Origin of the sequence: Chryseobacterium ginsenosidimutans (assembly GCF_039536845.1) — a bacterium.
GTDB classification, from domain to species: Bacteria; Bacteroidota; Bacteroidia; order Flavobacteriales; family Weeksellaceae; genus Chryseobacterium; species Chryseobacterium ginsenosidimutans_B.
On sequence record NZ_BAAAZJ010000009.1, the window covers coordinates 406,181 to 426,677 of the forward strand.

21 protein-coding genes and 1 pseudogene are annotated in these 20,497 nt (G+C 35.0%); 14 read left to right on the forward strand and 8 right to left on the reverse strand.

Going from position 1 to position 20,497, the window contains the following annotated elements:
- Window positions 1-17 precede the first annotated feature (17 nt).
- Both ABD745_RS11990 and ABD745_RS11995 read right to left on the reverse strand, forming a co-directional pair.
- On the reverse strand, window positions 18-1,091 hold the full coding sequence (locus tag ABD745_RS11990; protein ID WP_047397433.1) for an RluA family pseudouridine synthase: 1,074 nt from the start codon (window positions 1,089-1,091) through the stop codon (window positions 18-20).
- Between the two features lie 73 nt (window positions 1,092-1,164).
- The gene (locus ABD745_RS11995; protein ID WP_344829965.1) at window positions 1,165-2,280 is read right to left on the reverse strand and encodes a PASTA domain-containing protein; all 1,116 of its coding nucleotides are present in this window, start codon (window positions 2,278-2,280) and stop codon (window positions 1,165-1,167) included.
- Between the two features lie 155 nt (window positions 2,281-2,435).
- Here ABD745_RS11995 and ABD745_RS12000 point away from each other — a divergent pair, with 155 nt between their 5' ends.
- The 3 genes from ABD745_RS12000 (at window position 2,436) to ABD745_RS12010 (ending at window position 4,609) form a co-directional block, all read left to right on the forward strand.
- Window positions 2,436-3,428: a D-alanine--D-alanine ligase gene (locus ABD745_RS12000; RefSeq protein ID WP_344829968.1), complete on the forward strand. Its 993-nt coding sequence runs from the start codon at window positions 2,436-2,438 to the stop codon at window positions 3,426-3,428.
- Window position 3,429: 1 nt separating this feature from the next.
- Complete coding sequence (gene coaD / locus ABD745_RS12005) at window positions 3,430-3,903, forward strand: pantetheine-phosphate adenylyltransferase (RefSeq protein ID WP_344829973.1); 474 nt, start codon at window positions 3,430-3,432, stop codon at window positions 3,901-3,903.
- A 73-nt stretch (window positions 3,904-3,976) separates the two neighbouring features.
- Window positions 3,977-4,609, forward strand: coding sequence for a trimeric intracellular cation channel family protein (locus ABD745_RS12010; RefSeq protein ID WP_344829975.1), 633 nt, complete (start codon window positions 3,977-3,979; stop codon window positions 4,607-4,609).
- Window positions 4,610-4,671: 62 nt separating this feature from the next.
- On the opposite strand, the gene ABD745_RS12015 is transcribed toward ABD745_RS12010, so the two are convergent.
- Together ABD745_RS12015 and ABD745_RS12020 are read right to left on the reverse strand one after the other, a co-directional pair.
- Complete coding sequence (locus ABD745_RS12015) at window positions 4,672-5,238, reverse strand: DUF2892 domain-containing protein (protein ID WP_344829977.1); 567 nt, start codon at window positions 5,236-5,238, stop codon at window positions 4,672-4,674.
- Window positions 5,239-5,347: 109 nt separating this feature from the next.
- A complete protein-coding gene (locus ABD745_RS12020; RefSeq protein WP_344829980.1) occupies window positions 5,348-5,842 on the reverse strand; it encodes a dihydrofolate reductase in 495 nt (164 codons plus the stop codon).
- Window positions 5,843-5,918: 76 nt separating this feature from the next.
- Here ABD745_RS12020 and ABD745_RS12025 point away from each other — a divergent pair, with 76 nt between their 5' ends.
- The 5 genes from ABD745_RS12025 (at window position 5,919) to ABD745_RS12045 (ending at window position 10,391) form a co-directional block, all read left to right on the forward strand.
- Complete coding sequence (locus tag ABD745_RS12025; RefSeq protein WP_047397426.1) at window positions 5,919-6,527, forward strand: LemA family protein; 609 nt, start codon at window positions 5,919-5,921, stop codon at window positions 6,525-6,527.
- Window positions 6,527-6,958: a TPM domain-containing protein gene (locus ABD745_RS12030; protein WP_344829984.1), complete on the forward strand. Its 432-nt coding sequence runs from the start codon at window positions 6,527-6,529 to the stop codon at window positions 6,956-6,958. Before ABD745_RS12025 ends, ABD745_RS12030 begins: the two co-directional genes overlap by 1 nt.
- A complete protein-coding gene (locus tag ABD745_RS12035) occupies window positions 6,939-7,757 on the forward strand; it encodes a TPM domain-containing protein (RefSeq protein ID WP_344829987.1) in 819 nt (272 codons plus the stop codon). The genes ABD745_RS12030 and ABD745_RS12035 overlap by 20 nt, the downstream gene beginning before the upstream one ends.
- A 228-nt stretch (window positions 7,758-7,985) precedes the next feature.
- Complete coding sequence (locus ABD745_RS12040; RefSeq protein WP_344829990.1) at window positions 7,986-8,507, forward strand: NAD(P)H-dependent oxidoreductase; 522 nt, start codon at window positions 7,986-7,988, stop codon at window positions 8,505-8,507.
- A 3-nt stretch (window positions 8,508-8,510) separates the two neighbouring features.
- Window positions 8,511-10,391, forward strand: coding sequence for a monovalent cation:proton antiporter-2 (CPA2) family protein (locus ABD745_RS12045; RefSeq protein ID WP_344829993.1), 1,881 nt, complete (start codon window positions 8,511-8,513; stop codon window positions 10,389-10,391).
- A 4-nt stretch (window positions 10,392-10,395) separates the two neighbouring features.
- Here ABD745_RS12045 and ABD745_RS12050 read toward each other — a convergent pair whose 3' ends face one another.
- The gene (locus ABD745_RS12050; RefSeq protein ID WP_344829996.1) at window positions 10,396-11,217 is read right to left on the reverse strand and encodes a head GIN domain-containing protein; all 822 of its coding nucleotides are present in this window, start codon (window positions 11,215-11,217) and stop codon (window positions 10,396-10,398) included.
- A 60-nt stretch (window positions 11,218-11,277) separates the two neighbouring features.
- Between ABD745_RS12050 and ABD745_RS12055 the strand changes: the two genes are divergently transcribed.
- Together ABD745_RS12055 and ABD745_RS12060 are read left to right on the forward strand one after the other, a co-directional pair.
- Complete coding sequence (locus ABD745_RS12055; RefSeq protein ID WP_344829999.1) at window positions 11,278-13,419, forward strand: M3 family metallopeptidase; 2,142 nt, start codon at window positions 11,278-11,280, stop codon at window positions 13,417-13,419.
- 101 nt (window positions 13,420-13,520) lie between these two features.
- Window positions 13,521-13,898: a YchJ family protein gene (locus ABD745_RS12060; protein WP_344830002.1), complete on the forward strand. Its 378-nt coding sequence runs from the start codon at window positions 13,521-13,523 to the stop codon at window positions 13,896-13,898.
- Window positions 13,899-13,969: 71 nt separating this feature from the next.
- Here the strand turns inward: ABD745_RS12060 and ABD745_RS12065 are convergent, their stop codons facing one another.
- Both ABD745_RS12065 and ABD745_RS12070 read right to left on the reverse strand, forming a co-directional pair.
- Entirely contained in the window at window positions 13,970-14,470 is a 501-nt protein-coding gene (locus ABD745_RS12065) for an FKBP-type peptidyl-prolyl cis-trans isomerase (protein ID WP_344830005.1), read from the reverse strand.
- A 114-nt stretch (window positions 14,471-14,584) separates the two neighbouring features.
- Window positions 14,585-14,836, reverse strand: a complete 252-nt coding sequence (locus ABD745_RS12070; RefSeq protein WP_344830007.1) for a VF530 family protein — start codon at window positions 14,834-14,836, stop codon at window positions 14,585-14,587.
- A gap of 75 nt (window positions 14,837-14,911) precedes the next feature.
- On the opposite strand from ABD745_RS12070, the gene ABD745_RS12075 reads away from it, so the two are divergent.
- From ABD745_RS12075 to ABD745_RS21560, 4 genes and pseudogenes are all read left to right on the forward strand, one after another.
- Window positions 14,912-15,109 (forward strand): hypothetical protein, encoded by a 198-nt coding sequence (locus ABD745_RS12075; protein ID WP_344830010.1) that lies wholly within the window; start codon window positions 14,912-14,914, stop codon window positions 15,107-15,109.
- Window positions 15,106-16,311: a metallophosphoesterase family protein gene (locus ABD745_RS12080; protein ID WP_344830013.1), complete on the forward strand. Its 1,206-nt coding sequence runs from the start codon at window positions 15,106-15,108 to the stop codon at window positions 16,309-16,311. Before ABD745_RS12075 ends, ABD745_RS12080 begins: the two co-directional genes overlap by 4 nt.
- A gap of 3 nt (window positions 16,312-16,314) precedes the next feature.
- Entirely contained in the window at window positions 16,315-19,344 is a 3,030-nt protein-coding gene (locus ABD745_RS12085) for an AAA family ATPase (RefSeq protein WP_344830015.1), read from the forward strand.
- Window positions 19,326-19,409 (forward strand): annotated as a pseudogene (locus ABD745_RS21560) (hypothetical protein); the annotation flags it as partial. The gene ABD745_RS12085 and the pseudogene ABD745_RS21560, both read left to right, overlap by 19 nt.
- On the opposite strand, the gene ABD745_RS12090 reads toward ABD745_RS21560, so the two are convergent.
- A complete protein-coding gene (locus ABD745_RS12090) occupies window positions 19,404-20,429 on the reverse strand; it encodes an LLM class flavin-dependent oxidoreductase (protein ID WP_344830017.1) in 1,026 nt (341 codons plus the stop codon). The pseudogene ABD745_RS21560 and the gene ABD745_RS12090 overlap by 6 nt on opposite strands.
- Window positions 20,430-20,497 lie beyond the last annotated feature (68 nt).

Consider the following 20,497-nt stretch of genomic DNA (forward strand, 5'->3'; position numbering starts at 1 on the left):
AAATTCTCAATATATTTTTAGTTTTCTAAATAATTTCTCCATTTTTTTACAGCATCCGCCATATCTTTCGGCATTGGGCTCTCAAAATATAATTCTTTCTTGGTGGTGGGGTGTATAAATCCTAAAGTATGTGCATGAAGCGCATGTCTAGGCAAAATTTCAAAGACATTTTTTATAAACTGCTTATACTTAGGAAGATTCACTCCTCGGAGAGGTGTATGACCTTCATATCTTTCATCATTAAATAAAGTATGACCGATGTGTTTGAAGTGTGCCCGAATCTGGTGAGTTCTTCCCGTCTCCAATTTACACTCCACCCAAGTCATATATTTAAATCTTTCTAAAACTTTGTAATGTGTTACCGCATGCTTTCCCTGGCTTCCGTCTTCATAAGTATGCATCTGCATCCTGTTTTTAGGATGACGCCCTATGTGACCTCTTATCGTGCCTTCATCGTCCTGTACGTTACCCCAAACAAAAGCCCAGTACAATCTTTTCGTCTTTCTGTCGAAAAACTGTTTTGCCAAAAAACTTAAAGCATATTCAGTTTTTGCAATCACTAAAAGTCCTGATGTATCTTTATCAATTCTGTGAACCAATCCCACTCTGTCAAGATCAGACTTTTCATTGTTCTGCTCAAAATGGTAGGCTAAAGCATTCACCAATGTCCCGTCCCAGTTTCCAAATCCCGGATGTACAACCATTCCCGGCTCTTTGTCTACAACCACCAAATCATCATCTTCATATATAATATTAATAGGAATATTCTGAGGAATAATAACATTCTCTCTTGGTGGATGTGCCAATAACACAGAAATCTGATCTCCGGGTTTTACACGATAATTTTGCTTAACAGAATTTCCGTTAACAACAACATTTCCCGCTCTGCAGGTTTGTGAAATTTTATTTCTTGAAGAATTATTACGGTGAATTAATAAGAACTTATCTATTCTTAAGGGTTCCTGATTCTTATCAACAATGATATTAAGATGTTCGTACAGCCCTTTATTCTCTTCATCAATATCAATATTATCGATACTGTTCTGATCTAATAATTCTTCATCTAAAAAATCTTCGTTATCTTCTGTCATTGTTTTTATCTTTTATACAAAAAGCTTCAACATAATGAAAGTTGAAGCCTTTATTTTTTATAATATTAAATAATTATTCTACGACTACTTTTTTAGCTTTTGGCTTTTCGGCAGGTTTTTGTGCCGTTGTAGTCGAAGGTTTATTATTATTTGAACCTGTATTATTACCAGAATTACTTCCTGAAGAAGAAGTAGGTTTTGGTTTATTTTCACTTATTGAAGTCGTAGGTTTCGCAGTTGTTGTTTTTTGAACATCCGATTTTGTTACATCTGTTGATGGTTTCGGATTATCTTTTCTCGGAGCCGGCGTTACTGGTGGAGGTACATCATAAACAGGTTCCTGATGTGCAGGAACTTCCTCATAACGTACCGGAGGTAAACCTGTATCTACTTTCATTCTGTAGATAGAATTCAGTTGTTCGATCTTAGCACTCAGCTCGGCAGGTGTCTTTTTACTTGCCCAAAGGTCTATCTGCATTCCCTGATCCCGGACATCTCCCGCTGCAGGATCCTGATAATAAATAATGTCAGATTCATCTTTACTTCCATCTTCATGTTCCACAAGACCAACCTCAAACATACTTCTTGCAATTATCCCTCTCGCTTCTTTCACCGTTAATCCTACAACATTAGGAATCGATATATTTCGCATCGGCCCTGAACCAATTACAACATCTACAATCGAAAATCTCGCCAGTTTTGTTTTAGCTTTTACCTCAGTTCCTTTATATAATATTCTTATAACCGCATCTTTTTGAATGCTTGGTTCATAAATCGTATCACCAACTTTTAATCCTACCTGCTCCAATCTCTGGAAAGCAAGACCTGAATATTTATTAATTACATCAGGAACTTCTACTCTTGCCCAAGTTCTCGGATTAACCTTTAATATGATCGATCTTCCGTCTTTCACACGAGAACCCGGTGTAGGATATACCTGCAATACCTGAAAAGGTCTGTATTTAGGGTTATACTGAGGGCTATCCACTTCATATTCCAAACCGGAATCATCCAATATCTTGATTGCTTCCTGTACAGATTTATTGACAATATTTGGAACGGGAATTTCCTGACCATGATTAGTATGATATTCTAACCAACGAAATGTAAGCCAAACCAACCCCACAAAAACACCGATGGCTACGACTAAGTTCAGTAAAACTTTCCAATTGAAAAGTGATTTAAGCATACTTAAAATGACTATAATTAGACAGCAAATATAATTAATAATTTTATAATGTCCTTTTTATTTAACACATTTCATTTTTGAGCTTAAAATTTCCAAATTTGCAGTTATCCATTATATAAAATGTTTAAATTTGCCTTAATTGATACTATATGGTTATGAGCAAAAAACAAGTTGCCGTAGTAATGGGAGGCTATTCGGACGAATACGTTGTATCATTAAAAAGCGGACAATTAATTTATGATTCCTTAGACAGAGAACTTTACGATGTGTATAAAGTAGTTATCCTTAAAGATGAATGGTATTTTTTAGGTGAAAATGATAAAAAATATGACATCAACAAGGGTAATTTTTCAGTTACATTAGACAACAATGAAACACTGAAGTTCGATGTCTGTTTCAATATTATCCACGGAACGCCGGGTGAAAACGGAATTCTTCAGGCATATTGGGATGCAATCGGACAAAAATACACTGGTTGTGATTTTTATCAAAGTGCTTTAACATTCAATAAAAAAGATACATTAGCCGTACTTTCAAAATACGGAATCCCTTCTGCGAAAAGTGTTTATTTAAGAAAAGGAGAAGAAATTAACGTTGATGAAATCATTGAAAATCTTGGTCTCCCTGTTTTCGTGAAACCTAATCAGTCAGGTTCTTCGCTGGGAATTTCTAAGGTTAAAGAAAAATCAGAATTAATTACTGCGACTGAAATTGCTTTTAAAGAAGACAATGAAATTTTAATTGAAAGCTTCCTCGACGGAATGGAAGTTTCTGTCGGAGTTATCGATTATAAGGGAGAAACCATCGTTTTGGGAATTACAGAAATTGTTCCTCAAAATGAATTTTTCGATTATGAAGCCAAATATGAAGGTGCTTCGGAAGAAATTACTCCTGCAAGAATCGACGACGAAACAAGAATCAGGGTTGAAGAAATATCAAAAAGAGCCTATAATTCTCTTGGAATGAGTGGTTTTTCAAGAAGTGAATTTATTTTAATGAACGGAATTCCTTACATGCTGGAAATGAATACCAATCCAGGATTCTCTCCTGCAAGTATTCTTCCTCAACAGGCAAAAATTTACGGAATTTCTATCACAGACCTTTGTGGAAACGAAGTTGAAAAAGCTCTAGCTAAAAAATCAAAATAGTATGAAAATCGCTGTTTTTCCGGGGTCATTTGACCCTATTACTTTAGGACATTATGATATTATAGAAAGAGCGGCACCGCTTTTTGATAAATTAATCATTGCGATCGGACAAAATTCTCAGAAGAAATATATGTTTCCGTTGGAGAAAAGAATGGAATTCATCCAAAATTCTGTTGCCGAATTTCCCAATGTGGAAGTGGATTATTTTGAAGGCTTAACAGTTGATTATTGCTTCGAAAAAAATGCCCAATATATTCTCAGAGGCTTAAGAAATCCTGCCGATTTCGAATTTGAAAAAGCAATTGCCCACACCAACAGAACATTAGCTCATAAAAAACTGGAAACCGTATTTCTATTAACCTCATCAGGAAAATCTTTTATCAGCAGCAGTATTGTGAGGGAAATTATTAACCATAGCGGAGAATATGAGTTACTGGTTCCGGAAGCAGTAAGAGTTGAGAAAAAAGTAAAATAATTGTTGAATGATAATTAAAATTTGCTTGTGAAGAAAACATTATTCACCAATTATCATTTATCATAGATAAAATATGCACGAACAGTTCAATTTTGCCATAGAAGTGCTGGGAACGATATCATTTTCGATGTCGGGAAGTTTTGCGGCGATGCAAAAACGTCTTGACCCTTTTGGAGTGCTCATTATCGCATTTGTAACTTCTGTTGGTGGCGGAACTGTAAGAGATTTATTATTAGATATTCCGGTTTTCTGGATGCATGACCTGTTGACTTGTGGCGTGATTATCATTACAAGTATTTTTTCAATGATATTTAAATCTTTGGAGAAAAATTTTAAGGTTACCTTATTTATTTTCGATAGTTTCGGATTAGGATTATTTACAATTATTGGTGTTCAAAAAGGGTTGAATGCAGATATTCATCCATTAATATGTATTGGTTTGGGAACGATTACGGGCTGTTTCGGAGGTATTATCCGGGATATTTTACTGAATAGAATTCCTTTGATTTTCAGAAAAGAAATTTATGCTACAGCCTGTATTGTCGGAGGTGCTACATTTTTGTTGCTTACCAATTTCACTACGCTTTCTTATACAATCATTCAGGTTTTTACCATTTTATTAATTGTAGGGATAAGAACACTTGCCGTAAAATATCATTGGCGAATTCCAAAGTTTTATGGGTATGATCATTCTTCTGAAATGTAATTTGACATAAAAAAATGCACCCGGATTTTCAGGTGCATTTATATTTTGATAAACTTTTCTTTCTAGAATTTCCCTCTATTTCTCATATTGGGATTATGCATATGCTTTTGCATCGTAGGCATTTTCATTTGATCCTTCATCATTTTGATCTGATCGGTCATCATTCCTGCACTGTCTAATCTTTTTGCTTCCTCCAATAATCTCTGACCTTCCTGTTTTCTCCCTTTAGAAATAGCCGCAGCAGCCAGGTTCAATGTCGCCATTGCTCTGTCATGCTTCATATTTAAGCCATATTCCAACGCTTTTTTCATGAAAGGTTCAACTTTTGTCGGATGATCCTGAGCTTGTGTCAATCCCATCAAATAATGGAAATATCCATATTGAGATTGATGAAGCTGTGCTTGATAATTTGTGATATTCTGTAACCAAACTGCTGCTTTTTCCATATTTTGTTTTCTCAATTGCCAGAAAGCCAAAAGAATATATTCGTTTTTAAAGAAAAGTAAAATAGGCGCTGCCGCTAAAAGGAAAATCACAATTCCCCAACCTAAACTTCTCGTAAAGATCATCATGTAAAGTCCTAAAAGGATAAGAACTGCTGCAACGGCAATTTTTATATATTTATTCATTATTAAATTTTAGAAGTGCAAAGATAAGAAATTCGGTTGTTAGTTAATCATTGTTTGTTGATGGTTTCTACTTAAAAATTTTACGCATTTCAAAACAATCAACCGGCAACTATTTACCTTCAACTCTCTCAAATGTTTGAAAACAGAAATCATATTGGTTTTTATCATCTTTTTCATGACAAACTTCCTGAGTTTTCTTCCAAACCTTTCCGTCAATTTTAGGAAAATAGGTATCAGCCTGAAGATCTGCTTTCACTAAAGTAACTTCAAGTTTATCAACAAGATCTATTGTCTGCCCGTAAATATTTCCGCCGCCAATAATGAAAACTTCTTCATCAATTTTCTTAGCAAATTTCATAGCCTCCTTTACGCTTCCGACAATCAGAATTCCTTCTTCAAACCAATCTTTCTTTCTCGACACAACAATATTGGTACGGTTGGGAAGAGGCTTCCCGATGCTTTCATACGTTTTTCTTCCCATAATAATCGGATGTCCCGAAGTCATATCCTTAAAGTGTTTCAAATCTTTTGGAAGATGCCAAAGTAACTGATTTTCAAAACCAATTTCATTTTTCTCTCCCATTGCCACCACAATTGTTGTCATTAAAATAAATTTTTACAAAATTAGCACATAATTTGTATATTTGGTAAGCACAAAAAATTTTAAAAAAAATTAAACTATGAAAAATAAAGGATGTCTGAGCGCAGGAACTATCGGTATCGCTCTCCTTATTATTGTTGCTGTGATTTTCTTCTGGGGCAAAAGTGGTTACAACAATTTCGTCACCAAAGAGCAAACTGCTAATACAAAGTGGTCTAATATAGAAACTGTGTATCAGAAAAGAGCCAATCTGATCCCGAATTTGGAAAGAACCGTAAAATCTTATTCTAAATTTGAACAGGAAACTTTGACTAAAGTGGTTGAAGCTCGTTCCAAAGCAACATCAATTAATATTGATCCTACGAATATGACTGAGCAGGATATGGCAAAATTCCAGGCTGCACAAGGTGAATTATCAGGAGCTTTAAGCAGATTGATGGCTGTTGTGGAGTCTTATCCAAACTTAAAGGCAGATCAACAATATATCAATTTCCAGAGAGAATATACTGCAATCGAAAACAGCATCAGAACAGAAACTGTTTATTACAACGAAGCAGCCCAGGATTACAATACATCGATAAAAACTTTCCCGAATAATATTTTGGCGAATTTTACAAACTTCAAAGAAAAACCTTATTTCAAAGCGGAAGCAGGAGCTCAAAAAGCACCTGATGTATTCTCAGAATAATGGATAATAATTTCTTAACAAAACAGCAGATAGCTTCCCTCGTGGAAGCTATTCAATCGGCAGAGGAACATTCTACCGGCGAGATAAGAGTGCATATCGACTCGAATACTGAAGATGACAATGCAAAAATTGCATTCAAAGTTTTCGAAGAGTTATGTTTAAATAAAACAGCCGAAAAAAATGCCGTGCTTTTTCATGTTAATTTCGAACAAAAATATCTTACAATTATTGGAGATACGGGAATTCATGAAAAAGTAAATCAGTCGTATTGGGATCATCTTCATGATTACATCACCTCTGAATTTGCCAAAGGAAATTATTACAAAGCCCTGAAAAGCGGGATTCTGGAAACCGGTCTTGAACTAAAAAAATATTTTCCTGTAACAGGAGAAAATCCCAATGAATTACCTAATGAGATTACGTTCTCTTAAAATAGTATTTTCATTTTTATTGATCTGCTTTTACACTTTTGTATCAGCACAATACACTGTTCCTGAAAAACCGGCAGTTTTATATCCTGTTTTTGATGAAGCTAATTTACTAAGCCAACAGGAAAAAAATGAACTGAATAATAAGCTCATAAAATTTGCAGATTCTACCTCAACGGAAATTGAAGTAGTTATTATTCCGTCTACAAAAGGGGAAGATGTGAATTTTCTGGCGACCATGTTTGGACAGAAATGGGGAATCGGAAAAAAAGGAGTTGACAACGGAATTGTTTTTCTAATTGCAACCGAGGATCACACCATGTCGATCCAGCAAGGAAGAGCGGTTGAACAATACTTAACAGCTTCCGTTGCGGGACAGATTTTAGATTATATCGTTACTCCACATTTCAAGCAGGGAGAATGGTACGAAGGCATCAACCGTGGAACTTCTGCTTTGATGGAAGCGGTTCAGGGAAAATTCAAACCTTTGAACAATCAGGAAACTGGTGGTGGTGACGGAAGTATTTTTAAAATTCTTCTGATCGCTTTTGTAATTATCATTATTCTGGCCATTCTTTTTGGAAATAAAGGTGGCGGAAAAGGCGGTGGAAATTATGATGATGATGACGTTATTCTATCAAGAAGAGGCCGCAGAAATTATCCCGGAGGATTTTTCCCTTTCCCGGGCAGCTTCGGAGGAGGCGGTTTTGGCGGCGGAAGTTCCGGTGGCGGTGGCGGCGGATTTGGAGGCTTCGGCGGTGGCGGAAGTTTTGGAGGAGGTGGTGCTTCCGGTGGATGGTAAAAATTAAATCAGTTAAAAAATATAAATCGGTCATTATTGATCGATTTTTTATTTTCATCAAGCTTAAATGTATTGCCTTGTCATTTTTAGGAAAAAAAAGTTTTAATATTAATTCTTTAATTTATTTAAATATAAAATTCAAATTTTAATATTAAAAAATTACTAAACCTGTTCAAAACCCATTTTTTATTCAATAAAATTTCATTATATTTACTGAAAACAGGCTTTATGAAGAAGACGTTGGTAGTTTTTGCGCATCCTTATTTAGAGCACTCAAACTCGAATGCAGAGCTCATCAATTTCTATGTTCGTCACCAGCATTTTACACTTCGGGATCTTTACGAAGAATATCCGGATTTTCATATTGCCGCTTTTAGGGAAAGAAAAAGGATAAAAAATTATGACCGTTTCATTTTCCAGCTTCCTTTAATCTGGTTCGGAATGCCTCCTCTTTTAAAACTTTGGATCGATGAAGTTTTCGACCGCGACTGGCTGAAAGAAGATCACTATAATCCATTAGAAGGCAAAGAAGTTCATATATTGGTAACAACAGGCGGAAAAGAAAGATCCTTCACCAAAGAAGGTACCTATAAATATACCGTGGAAGAACTGATCAGCGGTCTCATCGTTTCTTTGAATGTTTTTAAAGCAAACGTTAAAAATGTCAAGGTTGTTTATGAGGCTAATAAGCTTTCAAAAAAAGAAATTATTTTGCATAAACAGAAATTCGTAGAACTTCTCAATAAATAGAATATGGAGTCCAGCTTAGCAATGAACACACTTATTTTCTTAGGCGTTGCCATTATTATGGTTCCGCTGGCGAGAAAATTCGGGCTAAGTTCTGTGATCGGATATATTGCAGGAGGAATTATCATTGGTCCGTATGTTTTAAGATTAACAGGAAAAGATGTTGACGGAATCATGCACGCCAGTGAATTTGGTGTGATTATGCTTTTATTTTTAGTCGGATTAGAACTAGAGCCAAGAAAATTCTGGGAAATGCGGAAAAAAATTGTCGGACTCGGCTTAACTCAAATGCTTCTGACAATTTCTTTACTTTTCTTAGTTTTCATTTGGGCTGGTTGGCGAATTGACAAAGCGATTGCCATTGCGATGTGTTTTGCATTGTCCTCTACAGCAATCGTTCTGCAGACTTTACAGGAAAAAAATAATTTAAAAACATTAGCTGGAGAAGCCTCATTTTCTACTCTTTTGTTTCAGGATATTGCAGTGATTCCTATTCTGGCAATTCTGCCACTTATTGCCAATTATAAAGCTAAACATCATGACAATGAGATTCAGGTTCTTATACAGACTCTTCCGGAGTGGATGCAGTTTGCAACTGTAATTTTGGGAGTTGTCGTTCTAATTTTATTAGGCAGATATGTTTTTGTTCCGTTTTTAAGATATGTTTCAAAATCAGGAATGACCGAACTTTTGACCGCCTCTTCTCTATTCTTGGTTATCGGAGTTTCGGAATTAATGGTTGCCATCGGATTGTCGCCCGCTTTAGGAGCCTTCCTTGCAGGTGTGATGTTGGCAAACAGTGAATTCCGTCACGAACTGGAGGCACAAATAGATCCTTTTAAAGGACTTTTGCTTGCCGTATTTTTCGTGAGTGTTGGTTCTACAATGAATTTTAATATCATTCGGGAAGATCCTATTTTTATTTTCAGTACTGTTTTTACTGTTTTAGCAATAAAATTTATCGTTTTATTCGCCGTCGGAAAGTTTTTCAAAATTGACTCTCCACAAAGTTTATTTTATGCTTTTGCACTTTCGCAGGTTGGAGAATTTGCATTTGTTTTGATTAATTATGCTTCAAGTCTTTATCTCTTAAATCCTGAACTGAATGCCCAAATGATGGCTGTTACCGCCATTACGATGTGTATAACTCCTTTCCTTTTAATTATTAATGATAAACTTATTACTCCGAAATTTATCAAAAAAGTTCCGGCAGAACAAAGTGATTTTAATATTCTCGACAAAGATGTTTCACAAAAAAAAATTATCATTGTCGGTTTCGGACATTTCGGAAGTACGGTTGGGCGGCTTTTGAAAGCTAATAAAGTTTCCGCTACGGTTTTAGACAGAGATTCTGATCGTGTGAAATTATTGAGAAGTCATGGTTTTAAAGTTTATTATGGTGACGCCACGAAAATCCCAACTCTAAGAGCTGCAGGAATCGATGATGCCGAAATTCTGGTTCTTTGTCTCGATGATCCTGATGACAATAAATTCATTGCCGATCTTGTACGTGAACATTATCCGAACGTGAAAATTTTTGTAAGAGCCAAAAACAGACTCGATGCCTATGATTATTTAAATAACGGAATTAATAATATTTATCGTGAAACACTGGGAACAGCTGTTGATATGGCGATCGATGTGCTTCATGAAACCGGCATGAGAAAATACGCAGCAAGACGTCTCGGACAAAGATTTATGGCAATTGATAAAGCTTCTGTAAGAAAATTAGCCAAAATGAAGGAGGAAGATGAACTTGTTCTATTTAACACAAAAGAAATCCTCCAACGAGAGGAGGAATTATTAGCTTATGATAATCTTAATTTTGATAATCAACAATGGCAGGATTCCTCAACTGATGATGAAGATGAGGAATCTGAAAAATAATTTCTTATTGAATATTCACGCTTCCGCCGCTGCTTTCTTCTTTTGTAACTGAAGTTACGTTTCCTTTTTTATAAACACTCACGCTTCCGCCTGAAGATGCTTCTGCTTTAATTGATGCACTTGCACTGATGTCCACGCTCGAACCGCTCGATGCTTCTGCACTTACATTATCCGCTACAAGATCTTTCGCAGAAAGGCTACTTCCCGAAGAAGCACTCACATCAGCAGTTTTTGCTTTTCCGGAAATATCAATGCTTGCCGCTGAAGAAGCATCAACATTCAGATCAACAGCCCAGATTTTCCCGCTGAAGCTACTGCTGCTGTCCGCTGAAATATCAAAATCGTTAGCTTCAAGATTTCCGGAAACTGATGCTGCACTTGAAATTTCGATGTGCGTTTTTTCCTGAACAAATTTATCTTTAACACTAATACTTGCCGCAGAATTAGCAATTAATTTTGAGAAATCTTTGGCGTAAATTTTAGCAATAACTTTATTATTATTCATCACTCGGATTCCTTTTTTATAATGAATATGAAGATTTCCGCCATCATTATCCACTAAAATCTCATCAATAATATTTTCCGGAGCAGAGATTACCACCTTTTCAATATCCGATTTTATAATTTGAGCCTCGATTGCCTGAGAAACCTCAATTTCATCAAAATCGCCCGTTACTTCTTTCTGTCTCGCAGGTCCTCCATCGTCATTGGTGACAACCTTTTCTACCCAGTTGCTTTTTCCGTTTTCACCATTTCTTCGATCGTGCTTTTCGCACGAAGCTAATAATACAAAAGCTGAGAAAATAAAAAGAGTTTGTGATTTCATGTTTATCATTTTTATGAATTAAGTTTTAATTATCTTTATACTTTTAATAACAACTAATTTATGAAAAATATTACATCGGTATTATTAATTTCTGCATTAGCATTTAATCAATCATGTACTACAATGAAAAGCACCGATACCAATCAGGAAGTTCCGGCTCCGGATGCTTCCCTTTCATCAAACCCTTTTATGAAGAAAAGCAAGCTTCAATATGAAGCGCCTGAGTTTGATAAAATTAAAAATGAGCATTTTAAACCTGCATTCGATTTCGGATTAAAACAGCACGACTCCGAAATTCTGAAAATCGCCAACAATCCTGAAGCTCCAACTTTGGAAAACACCATTGTAGCTTTGGAAAAAAGTGGTGAAGTTTTAAAAAGAGCCATGATTGTATTTTCAAACTTAACAAGTGCGAATACAAACCCAACTTTACAGGCTTTAGACGAAGAATATGCTCCGATTTTTGCAGCTCATTCTGATAAAATGTACCTTAATGAAAATCTTTATAAAAGAATTAAAGCTATTTCCGAAAATGGTTTAGATTCTGAAAGCAAAAGATTAGTCCAATATTATAAACAAAATTTCGAAATTGCAGGGGCAAATCTTTCTGCTGCTGACAAAGAAAAATTAAAGCAAATAAATCAGGAACTGGCTTCACTTTCTACGCAATATTCCAATAAATTACTGGAAGCCAGAAAACAGGGCGGAGTCTACTTCACCGATGTAAAAGAATTAGACGGCCTTTCTGCTGATGAAATTGAAGCGGCCGCATCTGACGCTAAAAACGCAGGAAAACCCGGTCAGTATTTGTTGGCTTTACAAAATACGACGCAACAACCTCTTTTACAAAACCTTAAAAACAGAGCAACAAGAGAAAAATTATTCAAAGCATCTTGGTTGAGAGCTGAAAAAGGTGATGGAAACGATACAAGAGAGACAATTGAAAAATTAGCTAAACTTAGACTTAAAAAAGCACAAATTTTAGGTAAAAAAAGTTACGCAGACTGGAAATTGCAGGATCAGATGGCAAAAACTCCGGAAGCTGCCACAAAATTAATGAATCAGATTGCGACTCCGGCTGTAGAAACCGCAAGACGTGAAGCAAAAGACATTCAGGATTTGATCGATCAGCAAAACGGAGGTTTCAAAGTTGAACCCTGGGATTGGAATTTTTATGCTGAACAGGTGAGAAAAGCGAAATTTGATCTTGATGAAAGTGAAATAAAACCTTATTTTGAAATCACAACCGTTTTAGAAAAAGGGGTTTTCTTCGCTGCTGAAAAATTCTACGGCTTGACTTTCAAAAAAAGAACAGACCTTCCTGTTTATCATCCTGATGTTGTTACTTATGAAGTTTTCGATCATGATGGAAAATCTATTGCAATTTATTACTTAGATTTCTACACAAGAGATTCTAAAAATGGTGGTGCATGGATGAGTAATTTCGTTGAACAGTCTTATTTATTAGGCACAAAACCTGTGATCGTCAACTGTTATAATTATCAGAAACCTGCTCCGGGAAAACCTTCATTAATCAGTTATGATGATGTTTCTACTATTTTCCATGAATTTGGTCACTCGATCCACGGGATGTTTGCCAGTCAGAAATACCCATCACTTTCAGGGACAAATGTACCAAGGGATTTTGTGGAGTTTCCTTCACAAATCAACGAACACTGGGCTTTAGATCCTGTGGTTTTAAAAAACTATGCTCTTCATTATGAAACAAAACAGCCGATTCCACAAGCTTTGGTTGATAAAATAAAAAAAGCGGCAACCTTCAATCAAGGTTATATGACAACGGAATTGGTTTCTGCTGCCGAACTTGATATGGATTGGCATACGGTGACAAATGAAAGTCAGTTGATTCCTGTTTTAGATTTTGAAAAAGAATCTTTAGCGAAACACGGATTTACTTTAGCAACAGTTCCTCCAAGATATCACACTCCTTATTTTGCACACATCTGGGGAGGTGGTTATTCTGCAGGATATTACGCTTATTTATGGTCTGAAACTTTGGATAATGATGCTTGGGAATGGATTTCAAAGAACGGTGGCTTGACAAGAGAAAACGGTGACCGTTTCAGAAAATATATTCTTTCCGTAGGAAATTCTGTTGATTTGAATCAGGCATTCAGAGATTTTACGGGACATGATCCTGATATTAAGCCTTTATTGAGAAGCAGAGGTTTTATTAAATAAATTTAAAAGCATTCATTTTTGGATGCTTTTTTATTTAAACACGTTTATGTAATTTGTGAAAAATATTCCTGTAAATTCGTATTTCAAAAAATTAGAACGAAATGAACTGTCCCTGCTGCTCAGGAAAATCCTACGAAGAATGTTGTAAACCTTATCATACAGGAGAAAAACACGCTCCAACTGCTGAAGCTTTGATGCGTTCCAGATTTTCTGCCTTTGCGATTCCAAATGGTGAATATTTAATGGAAACAACTCTTCCCGGAAAAAGAAAACTTCACAACAAAAAAGATCTGCAGGAATGGGGAGAAATTAATCAATGGACAAAACTGGAAATTGTGCAGACTCCCGCCTTAAATCATGTAGAGTTTAAAGCTTATTACACCGATCAGGACGGAACTCCGCAACTTCATCATGAATTTTCAATCTTTCAGAAAATGTACGACAGATGGTATTATGTTTCCGGAGAATTTTTAGATTAAAATAAACATCAACGATATTGCAAAAAAAATGTCCGACAAAAAATCGGACATTTATCTTATTTTAAAATTATTTAGTGGGCCTCGTTTCCGTCAACTCCATGAGCGTGACCATGAGACAATTCTTCTTCTGTCGCAGGACGTGTGTTCAAGATTTCTACCTGGAAATCTAAAACTTTCCCAGCCATTGGATGGTTAAGATCAGCTACCACAACTTCCGGAGTAACTTCTACTACAAATGCCTGAAAATTATTTCCCTGATTATCAGACAACGGTAAAATAGCTCCAACAGGAGGAATCCCTGATTCGTTGAACATATCAATCGGCAATTGCGCAATAGCATCCGGTTGTTTTTCACCGTAAGCTTCTTCCGGCTGAATCACAAAAGCAGCTTTATCACCAGCTTGTAAACCAAGGATATTTTGCTCAAACTTTGGAATCATCATTCCCATTCCGTATAAAAACGTAAGTGGATTTTCTTCTGTTGTTTCTTCTACAAGAATTTTACTTCCATCCTCTTCGATTGTATGAAGTATATACTTTACAGCTACAACATGGTTGTTTTCAATTGTCATATTTTTCTTTTTTTTCGTGAGTTTTTTCACGATTAACGGCACAAATATACTATTTTTGAAATAATTACTAGAAGGAGGTATTAAAAAACGAATCTTAAAGCAATACTCTGTTTTTTACTTTCTGCTGTTTGTTTCGTTTCGTTTTTTCTGTCTTAAAACATACAGATATAAACTTTCCACTTTCGTTCTTGCCCAATCGGTTTTCCTCAAAAATTTCAAAGAAGAATTAATACTGGGATTATCCGTGAAACATTTGATATTGATCTGTTCACCAAGTTTTTCGAATCCCTGATAATATTCTACAAGTTCTTCAAGAATGGCATCGAGTCTTTTTCCGTGAAGAGGATCTTTTGATTTTTCTTCCATAACGCAGTAAAATTAAAATATTTTATCAAACTTAACTACTAAAATTGTTTAAACTCTTAATCTTTAGTATTTTTGATGAAGGTATTTTTCAGCCATAAAATCACTCGTTACGAAAAAAATATGAGCAAAAATAACGAAGCAAACAGGAAAAAAAACAAAGATAAAATCAATCAAAAAAAACGTAAAATACAAAATGCAGAAGCAGAAAGAAAAGCACGTTTAAAACAGATTCGAGAAGATTTTAAAGCAAGAGAAGCCAATAATAAACAATGAAAATCCTTCACACCGCCGATTGGCATTTGGGAAAAAGATTAGATCGTTTTTCGCGTCTGGAAGAACAGGTTTTAGTTTTAAACGAGATCGTTGAAATAGCCGATGAACAAAATGTGGATCTTGTTATTATTGCGGGAGATCTTTTTGATAATTTTAATCCAAGTGTTGAAGCCGTAGAATTATTTTATAAAATATTAAAAAGGCTTTCTTTAAACGGAAAACGTCCGGTAATTGCCATTGCAGGAAATCACGATTCCCCGAATCTTATCAACGCTCCCGATCCTCTAGCCCGTGAGTGTGGAATTATTCTTATCGGTCATCCCAAAACGAAAATCAGTCCTTTTGAAACTGAATATTTCGGTATCTTAAATGCTGAAGAAGGATTTATTGAACTGAAATTTAAAAATTCTGATATTCCGATTCGTATTTTACATACGCCTTATGCGAATGAAATTCGTTTAAAAGAATATTTTGGAGAAAATAAAGAAGAACAAATCAATAAAATTTTAGCCGAAAACTGGAAGCATCTTGCAGATCAATTTTGCGATGAAAACGGCATCAATATCTTGACTGCACATTTATATATGAATAAAAAAGGAGCAGAAATTCTGGAAGAACCGGAAGGAGAAAAGCCCATTAAAATTGGTAATGCAGACCTTATTTTTTCAGATATTATTCCGCAGCAGATTCAATATACAGCTTTAGGACATCTGCATGGATTTCAAAATATAGGAAGTGCAGAAAAACCTGTTGTTTATTCATCTTCCCCTATTTCGTATAGTTTCAGCGAAGCAGGACACAAAAAATATATTTCCATCATTGATGCAGAACCCGGAAAAAATGTTTCTTTTGAGAAGATCCAATTGAAAGGTGGAAAAAATTTAGCCAGAAAAATATTCGATTCTGTAGAAAAAGCAATTGAATGGTTGCTGGAAAATCCAAACACATTTGTGGAACTGACTTTAGAAAGCGATACATTCCTGACTGCCGATGAAAGGAAGCGTCTTTATCAATCTCATAATGGTATTGTGTATTTAATTCCGAAAATTAAAAATCAGGATTTTAATGAAAATTCTGTTCATGAGATCAATTTAAATCAAAATATAGAATCATTATTTCAGGATTATTTTAAATCTAAAAATGGCGGACAGGAAGCTAATGAAGACCTGATGAATTTGTTTAACGAAATTTTAAATGCCTAAATTATGATCCCGATTCAGCTGACCATTGCAGGACTTTATTCTTATCAGGAACGCCAGACCATCGATTTTAAAAATCTTACGGAAGCAGGTTTATTTGGAATTTTTGGTTCTGTAGGTTCGGGAAAATCATCTATTCTTGAAGCAATCTCTTTCGCGCTTTATGGCGAAACAGAACGTCTCAACATGCGTGATAAAAGAGCGTACAATATGATGAATTTAAAATCGAACAGTTCGTATATCGAATTTGATTTTTTAAATTTTGAAAACAAGCTTTTCCGTGCTACAAGGGATTTTAAGCGTAATTCTAAGAAATTTGATGATGTAAAACCGAGTTCTGTTACCTTTTATCAGAATATTGACAATAAATGGATTCCTTTGGATCATTCAAACGCAGAACAGATTGTTAATCTCAGTTATGCGAATTTTAAACGTACGATTATCATTCCTCAAGGTCAGTTCAAAGAATTTCTGGAGCTGGGAGCTACGGAAAGAACCAATATGATGAAGGAAATTTTCGGACTTCAGCGTTATGATCTTCAAAATAATGTTTCTTTCTTAAATATAAAAAACAGATCTGAACTCGATAAACTGGACGGGCAGCTGAAAGGTTTTGAAGAGATTAACGAGGAACAGATTTCCATTCAAAAGGAAAATTTAAAAACAGAACAAAGTAAATTTCAGGAAGCAAAAGAAAATTTCCGGAAAATCTCCGATGCATTTCAGCAACTTAAAAATCTTAAACTTGATTTTGAAAGTTTACAACAGAAAAAAGACAGTTTTGATACACTATTGACACAGAAAACTGAAATAGATATTTTAGAAACGCAAACTGATTTATATGATAGGATTTCCAGAATTTTTATTCCTTTAATTTCAGAAAAAGATAAGCTTTCTAAAGAGATTTCAGGAAAACAAACAGAAGCAGAAAAGCAGATTACAGTTGTCCGGAAAACTGAGTTACAATTTACTACTATAAAAGAACAGCTTTCTCTTCTTCAGCCTCAATTTGAAGTCTTGGAACAGTCGAAAATTCAGGAGAATGATTTAAGCCTGATTTTGCAAATACTGATCTATTCAAATGAAATTAAAAATCTTCAGGAAAGAACTCAAAAAGGTTTTAAAGAAGTGACCGAGGTTGAAGAAAAAAGGAAAAATATTCAGCAGAATATCGATCAGCTTTCTAAAGACATCGAAACATTAAAGACACAAAAGCTTGATTCTACTCTACTTTTGAATGTCGGAAATTGGTTTATTCAACAAAAAAACTTCAAAAAATCACAGGACGAGCAAACTGAAAAAATAAGAAAACAACAACTTCAGATTGAGCAAATTTTAGAGGAATTAAAAGCTTTTCCAAAGAATTTGAAAGAGAATTTTGAAAGTAAAAAAGCAAATCTCGAAGCTCAGAAGAAAGCATTTTCGCAAAAACTTGATTATTTAAAAATTCAGCAGGAGCTTGCAAAATTTTCCAGTGAACTTCATAACGGTGAAGCCTGTCCGCTTTGCGGTTCATCCGAACATCCGAATATTGTGGAATTTCACGATGTAAACACAGAATTAAACGAAATACAGGAGAAAATTCAAACTACCGATCATGAAATTTCTCTCCTTCAAAAACAGGAAACTGAAATCGATAAAATCCTTGAGAGAAAAAATATTTTTGAAAATCAATTAAAAACTGAACAGGAAATCTTTTCTCAAATTCAGAAAAATATTCAAAATCATCTGCAAAATTTCACGTGGAATGCTTTTAATCCCGAAAATGAAGCAGAATTTGATCAAAAACGTTCCCAATCACTAGAAACGGAAAAGCAAATTGAAATTATTAGCCAAAATATTTCTAAAGAACGCGAAAATTTAGGAAAAGAACTGGAAAATTTAGAAAAATACCAAAAGGCTCTTGAAACTTTTAAAATTCAGGAAGCAAAAAAAGAAGAACAAATCAACACCAATCGTTCGAATTTAAAAATATTAGATTGGGAAAATTATTATCTGAAAACGACGGAAGAAGTTGAAAACAGTTATCAAAAACTGGCAAAATCAAATATTGAGACAGAGAAAAATTATCAGGAATTAGTCCAAAAGGAAAAAGAACTTTCTCCGAAACTGGCAGAACAGAAAACAATTTTCAGCCAGTTAGAAAAACAGATTTCAGAGCTTCAAAAAGAAATATCTTCTAATCTGGAAACCATCAATACATCTTTATCCCAAAATAATTTCAGCGATTTTAATGATGTTGAAATTATTCTGGAAAAGAAAATCAATGTTGAAGAATCCAGAAATAATATTCAAAAATTCAGAATCGATTTTGAAACGTTGAAAAACGGAATTTTCGAACTGGAAGCGAAGCTGAAAGATTTTTCTTTTGATAAAGATCAATTCACGTTGAAAGAAACCGAATTTAATGATGCTGAAAATGAACTAAAGCAGATCAACGATTCTGTAGTAAAACTTACCGCTGAAATCGAAAGATTAGAAAAAGAATTCCGTAAAAAAGAAGATTTACTGAAAGAACATGCAAAACTTCAGAAACGTTCTGAAAATCTGAAAACGATGCTCAATCTGTTTAAAGGAGCAGGTTTTGTACAATATGTTTCGTCGATTTATCTGCGTCAGTTGTGCGATCATGCCAATATCAGATTCCACAGAATGACAAGAAATCAGCTCAGTCTGCAGCTGAATGAAAATAATGATTTTGAGATCATCGATTATCTCAACGAAGGGCGAAGCCGAAGCGTAAAAACACTTTCCGGCGGGCAGGCTTTTCAGGTTTCTTTGAGCCTTGCTCTTGCTTTGGCAGAAAGTGTTCAGGCAAATGCTCAGTCGGAGAAAAATTTCTTTTTTATCGACGAAGGCTTTGGAACTCAAGATCTTGAATCAGTAAACATTGTGTTTGAAACCCTTAATGCACTTCAGAAAGAAAACAGAATTGTGGGTATTATTTCACACGTGGAAGAGCTTAAAGAAAAAATTCCTGTAGCTTTAGAAATTATAAAAGACGAAGAACGAGGGAGTCTTATCCGAATTATTTGAGGATATTTGATAATTGGAAAAAAAACTCTCCGTTGAAAATTTTCAGCGGAGAGTTTTTTTTATAGATTTTTAATAATCGGTTTTACTTCTTTTCCGAACAATTCGATAGATTTCATCATAACTTCATGAGAAGGATCTCCGACATCCATGTGACCGATGAACCTTGTAATTCCAAAAATCTCTTTCAGGTAAGCAATTTTATCGGCAACTTCTTTTGGATTTCCGATAAATAAAGCTCCGTCTTTGCCTCTTCCGCCTTCATACTGCATTTTTGTGTAAGGAGCCCAACCTCTCGACGCACCGATTCTGTCCATCTGAGATTTGTAATTGTGGAAATATCCGTCAATAACTTCAGGATCATCACTTACAAAAGTATGAGAATGAACGGCAATCTGCATTTTTGAAATATCATGACCTGCTTTTTGGTATTCCTGTTTATAAAATTCAATTAAATTTTTAAACTGAATCGGCATTCCTCCAATGATTGCCACTACCAGAGGCATTCCCAACTGAGCAGCATTCAAAACCGATTGTGGAGTTCCTCCAACCGCTCTCCAGATAGATAGTTTTCCATCATTTTTTGCTCTCGGATAAACGGTTTGGTCTTTCATCGGTGCACGAAGTTTTCCTGACCATGAAACATTTTCTTCAGAATTTATTTTTAATAATAACTCTAATTTTTCGTCGAAAAGCTCTTCATAATCATTCAAAGAATACCCGTACAATGGAAAAGATTCGATGAAACTTCCGCGTCCTACGAAAATCTCAGCACGACCATCAGAAATTAAATCTAATGTTGAAAAGTCTTCATACACTTTTACAGGTTCTGATGAACTTAAAACCGTCACCCCACTCGCCAATTTTATATTTTTTGTAATACTTGCAGCGGCTGCCAAAACAATTTCAGGGGAAGAAACTGCATAATCTGCACGGTGATGTTCTCCCATAGCGAAAACATCAATTCCTACCTCATCCATGAATTTTATCTGCTCAAGAATTTCGCGGATCTTCACTCCTGCATCTCTATATCTTCCGGTTGTCTTGTCGACTGATAAATCGCCAAACATTCCTATTCCTAATTCCATATTGTTGATTTTATTTAAGCAAAATTAGTCTAACTAAAAATCAGAAACATTGATGTTTGGTAAGAAAG